We start from the raw sequence: 5,460 nt of genomic DNA on the forward strand, positions 1-5,460 counted from the left end.
GCTCTTCCGATCTATCTCTGCTTGTCCGGCCCGCAATTCTTTAACCCTCACCTGTGGCTTGAGACTACCCGTCTGCCGTATCCTGGATACGACCATATCCTCTCAAAGTAGACAGGAGACCTTTATGTCGCCAAAAAACACTCCACCAGACAAACAACTATTTCTGACCCGTGAGAAAAAAATAATCATATTATTTGTAATTCCACTCGTTGTATTTGCCGTAATTTCATGCAGAGCAGGACTAGATGACCAACAAATTGCAGATTTAGCAGAGAGATTTAATTTTTCAAAATTTGGGGCACCAGTCAATGGCGCAATAATAACATTCCTATTACTACTATTTGGACTCTTTGCATTCTTTCCGCTCATTAGATTGATACAAAAGTTCTTTTCCGCTCTTACGGGAAAATACTTTGTTATCTCTCTTGCGGCTCTTGCAGTACTGGGAGCAGTTGCCGCCCTTTATATTCCTTCCTATACAAATTGGTTTAAATCCGATACTCAGCAATCTACGAGCAGTACACAGAATGACCAAGGTTCCGGAAACCAACAGAACCAGTCTTCTAAAGATCCATCTTCTGATTTAAGACTTCATCTTCTATATATTGCTGGTGGCATTATCGCTGTCTTGGGTCTTATCGAGACAAATCGTAAGAATAGCCAGGACCATACCCGTGAGGTTCATGCAGCTCGCCGTGACCGCTATATTGAAGCCGTTGATAAACTATCGAGCGATAATGCACCAGTACGTCTTGGTGGAGTCTACGCTCTTGTTGGTCTTGTCGATGAATGGCTAGACGACGACAATATTGATGAAGAAACTCGAATCAAAGAAGGGCAGATTATTATCAATAACCTTTGCTCTTATATTCGACGCCCATTCTCCCTGGCAGATAAGTTAGAACTGCTCGAGAAACAAACCCTTTCTACATCTCCCCCAATGATACGCAGAAAAAAGAAGGTCTACTCTCTCGAGATTTTACAGAAAATAAATAAAGATAAAATTTCTTTTAAAGAAGAAAAAGAAATCCGACAGACAATTATCAGTGAAATACGAAGCAGGCTTAGTCGCGGTCTTGACCCTAGTGGAATGCCCACCCCCGGCCCCTGGTCTAAATTCACCTACGACTTCTCAGGTGACTTCTTCTACCCTGTTGATTTTTCAAATAGCCATTTTAAGTCACCAATAAACTTTGGGCTATCTAATTTTTTTGAATCCGTTAATTTCAGCTCAACATTTTTTAACGATGATGCTGATTTCATAGAGTCATCTTTCAGGAAGAACACATTGTTTGAGAGATCAATCTTCAATGCAGATGTTAGATTTCAGAGAGCAGAATTTACCGAAGGAACTGGTTTCTCACAAACAACCTTCAAGGGAAGTACTGATTTCAGCAAATCAATCTTTAACGGCAGTGTCCTATTTCTCGCAGATTTTTACGGATACACAACATTTTCAGAAGCAACTTTCTTTCAAGATACCCAATTTACTGGAAGAACTTTCTATGAAGAAGTCGATTTTAGTAAATCTACTTTCAAGGAGCTTTCAATATTCATAGGTGTATTTTTTAATGAAAAAACAATCTTTAGCGATGCAACCTTCGCTAAGAATGCGAATTTTAGCGGCGCGACCTTCGCCAAGAGTGTGAATTTCAGCAACACGACTTTCGAAAAGGATGAAGCGATCTTTGCGAGTGGAGAGGAGAGGGCTAAGTTTTCTGTTCATCCAAGTCAAGAGGACTACAATTTCTCAGTTTCTAGCAGCAGTAAGCCCATTCATACGAGAGAGACCAAGCTTAACGACGTAACACGCCGTATCCCTATTGGTACTGTGCTCTTTGATCCTTTATCTCCCAAGGACGAAAACGGAAAATACAGGGAAAGTCCCCCGGCATAATAGCTATTAGAAAGTTGGGGACGAAAATCAAGAGACAAGCCCCGTCTGTGCATCTTATGCAGGCAGGGCTTCTTCTTTTGCCCAGCGCGAGCGCGCAAGGGTGGGGTCCTCCCCTATGCTGGTTATAAGCCAGCACCGGAGCAGGAAGGGCACACCACCATGAACCTCAACAAACTCTTAACCGCGCTACGGCAACGCAAAAACACCCCGGCACGCAACCAGCAGGCCGGGCGGCACGAACGCTACACGCACGCCCTCGAACAATTCCTCGACGGGCACCAGCCCGCCGTACGCCTCAGCGGGGCGTACACGCTCGCAAACCTCGCAGACGAATGGCTCACCGACACCTCCCTCCCCGAGCAGGTACGCCTCGAAGAAGCTCAGACCATTATCGACGCGCTGACCGGGTGCATCCGCACGCCCTACCCCCTCGCACAGAAACGGCAAGTCCTAGAAACAGACGAAGCCCCCGAAGAGTACGAAGGCGACTTCACGCGCGATCAGGAGGCACTACGCGAAGAGCAGCTGGTACGCCGCACGGTCTTCATGGAGTTCAGCTGCCGCCTCGCCGCGGTCACCGAGAACAACGAGAAGGGTAACAAGGCAGGCAAGCACGCGGTGCCACCGTCATCACCAATGTGGACTGACCTGCGCTTCGACTTCGGCGGCGCACCCATCTTCTACCCCTTGCGGCAGCTGCACTTTCAGAACGCCGATTTCGCCTCCACGACCTTCTACGGCCCGGCGGATTTCTTCGGCGCAACCTTCCACGGTGACACCAGCTTTTCCGCGGCGCAGTTCACGGCTGACGCATCCTTCAACAGCGCGAACTTCAACGACTGGGTGGGCTTCAGCGCCGCACACTTCGCGGGCGCGGCAGAGTTCAGCCGGGCACGCTTTGCGGACGCGGCAAGTTTCGCAACCGTAACCTTCACCGGCGAGACTGACTTCTCAGACGCGGTCTTTTCGGCTGCGGCTGACTTCGCGGTATCCACCTTCAAGTCCGACGCCGACTTCTCACGCTTGACCACCGCAGGCATAGCCAGCTTCGCGGCGGTCACCTTCGACGGAAAGGCAGTGTTCACCGCCTCCACGTTCCACGATGAAGCACACTTCGCCGCCTCGGTCTTCAACCGTCCGGCGGTGTTCTCTAAGTCACTGTTCGGCGGGGTCGCGCGCTTTGCCGGTGTAGTCACCAAGCAGTCCGCGATGTTCAGCAACGTACGCTTTGCAGGCGCGGCGGACTTTAGCGGGGCGTCCTTCACGCAGTACGAGGATTTTGGTGGGGCGCGGTTCGACGGCGACGCCACGTTCAGCCGGGCGTCTTTTATTGCGCTTCCGAGGACGCGCTATGAGATGGACTTCCCGCAGCACGCGAACTTCAGTAACGCGACCTTCGCGCAGGGCGCCGACTTTAGTCAGGCGACGTTCACGGCGCATGTCGGCTTCTACAAGGCGACGTTCGCGCGGGCGGTGAGCTTCAACGGGGCGAGCTTTGAGGGCGCCTACTTCGCGGATGCGACGTTCGGTCATAGCGCGGATTTCAGGCAGACTAGCTTCATGTACACTGAGCCGTCCTTTGAGGCTTTGGAGAGGCGGCTGCAGAGGGCACGGTTCTCGGCGCAGGCGGATCCGCAGGATTACCTGTTTGAGGCGCGCCCCGAGAGCCCACACGGTTTCAGGTGCGGCGAGGCGGAGCTTCTTAATAGAACGTTCGTTCTCCCTCTCGGCGCGGTGCTCTTTAATCCGGCTTCTTGGGACGAAGAGAAGCAGGAGTACACCCGCATCAGTGAGCCTGCGCAGTAACACATAGCTCTCCCCTACCGTCGGGGAAGCTCCCACACACAGACCCTGCCCGTGCATCCAGCGCTGGCGGGGTCTTTGCTAGTGACCAGTGACAGCCCAAGCCCAGCCGCTTTTACACTATGCTGAGTATGACCCGCCCCTTTCAACGATGACAGGAGAACCACATGCATCTGACACCCAGCACCGCGTGGGTTTGGCTGATAGCTTGCGCAGTCGTCATTCTGTTTTTCCCGCTCGCCGCGCAGTTCGGCAATCTCAGGGGGAAGCTGTCTAGCTTCCGCACCTGGGTTTGGGCTATCGCGCTCTTGGGCATTGTCACGGCGGGTTTTATGCCTTTCATCTTTGATCCTGGCATCACCCATTTTGAGGTTCAGCCGTTCATTTTCTTCATCACCGGCACCCTGCTGGGCGTTCTCTTTCTTGGGGAGTTCCACCGCATGAACACCCAGAAAAAGCTGGAACACCCCCAGCGGGTGCACGCCGAACGCCGTACCCTTTACAGCAAGGCAGTTGAGCAGCTGGCGTATCCGAACCCGGCAGTCCGTGCGAGCGCCATCAGCGCTCTTGCGGGTCTGGTTGATGAGTGGCTCGCTGACGAGCAACTCAGCGTTGAGGCGCGGCAGAAGGAGGGGCAGGTCATCGTCAATGCCCTCTGCGCTTATGTTCGTTCGCCGTTCTCGCGGGCGTTCAAGGCAGATGCTTTTGAATCCGATGCGCCGCCCGCTAACTATGCGGGTGATTTCGCTACGGATCTTGCGGCTTTTCGTGGTGAGCAGGATGTTCGCCGTAGCATCTTCGTTGAGATGAGTAAGCGCAGCAGCACCCTTGCTGAAAATGAGAAGGGTGAGGTGGCTGTTGTCCCCGGCGCGTGGAGCGGCTTTGAGTTCGATTTCAGCAGGGCGGTCGTCTTCTACCCTCTCGACGGTCTAACTATTGAGAACGCCAATTTCTCTGCGGCGAGGTTCTGCAACGGTTCAGATTTCAGCGGGGCTACTTTTGTGGGAACCGTGGATTTCAGCCGCGCAACCTTCGGAGAGATTGCGGGGTTCGGTGACGCGACCTTTACTGGCGATGCAAACTTTACCCGGGCGGTCTTTGACCAGGATGCGCGTTTTAGCGGCGTAACTTTCATGGGTACGGCTGACTTTAGTAACGCGCGCTTTGCTGGTGATGCGTTCTTCCGCTGGGTGGCTTTCAACGCTAATGCGGAATTCCACGAGGCTTCTTTTGGAGGGTACGCTGACTTCCGTGACGTTGCGTTTGCTGCGGATGTGAGGTTTAGCGGCGCTTCCTTTGAGGGGAATGCTGGGTTCTTTAGGTCGTCTTTTGGCGGTAATGCGAGCTTCTTCAGGACGGATTTTGCGGGAGTTACGGAGTTCCGTGAAGCTGTCTTTGAGGGGCATGCAGGGTTTAACGCGGCAACCTTCTACGGGGATGCGCATTTTAGCCGGGCTACGTTTGAGGAGCTCGCTGGGTTCAGTGAAGCCACCTTTGAGGCAGGTACGGATTTTGCAGGGGCGTCCTTTGTGCAGACGGCAGATTTCTGCGAGGTGTCTTTCGTGAAGAGCCCGCCGCTCTTTGCGGCTAAGAATGTTGAGTCAGGTGAGGTGTACCGGGCTCGGTTCGTTGCGCTGTCTGCCGGTTCTGGATCCACCGGTCAGGAGGCGCATAACTTCGCGGTGTGCGAGGGTAGCCAGCCTATTCCGCTGGGTACAGCCGAGCTGAACGGCGTGGGCTACCGCATCCCAGTCGGAGCG

Annotated in this window: 3 protein-coding genes; all 3 read left to right on the plus strand. The window is 53.1% G+C overall.

Annotated features, from left to right (window positions below):
• The first annotated feature begins 124 nt into the window (after positions 1–124).
• Positions 125–1,897 carry a pentapeptide repeat-containing protein gene (locus tag Q0216_RS04030; RefSeq protein WP_298593127.1) on the plus strand — a complete coding sequence of 591 codons (1,773 nt, stop codon included), beginning with the start codon at positions 125–127 and terminating at the stop codon, positions 1,895–1,897.
• Positions 1,898–2,056: 159 nt separating this feature from the next.
• Positions 2,057–3,703, plus strand: a complete 1,647-nt coding sequence (locus Q0216_RS04035; protein ID WP_298593129.1) for a pentapeptide repeat-containing protein — start codon at positions 2,057–2,059, stop codon at positions 3,701–3,703.
• Positions 3,704–3,867: 164 nt separating this feature from the next.
• On the plus strand, positions 3,868–5,460 hold a 1,593-nt coding region (locus Q0216_RS04040; RefSeq protein WP_298593131.1), incomplete at its 3' end, for a pentapeptide repeat-containing protein.

This window comes from uncultured Rothia sp., assembly GCF_937976295.1.
In the GTDB taxonomy this organism is placed as follows: Bacteria; Actinomycetota; Actinomycetes; order Actinomycetales; family Micrococcaceae; genus Rothia.

Excerpts from the sequence above, each read along its gene's own strand:
- Q0216_RS04035 (WP_298593129.1), top strand. The coding sequence starts at position 2,057 with ATGAACCTCAACAAACTCTTAACCGCGCTACGGCAACGCAAAAACACC.
- Q0216_RS04030 (WP_298593127.1), top strand. The coding sequence starts at position 125 with ATGTCGCCAAAAAACACTCCACCAGACAAACAACTATTTCTGACCCGT.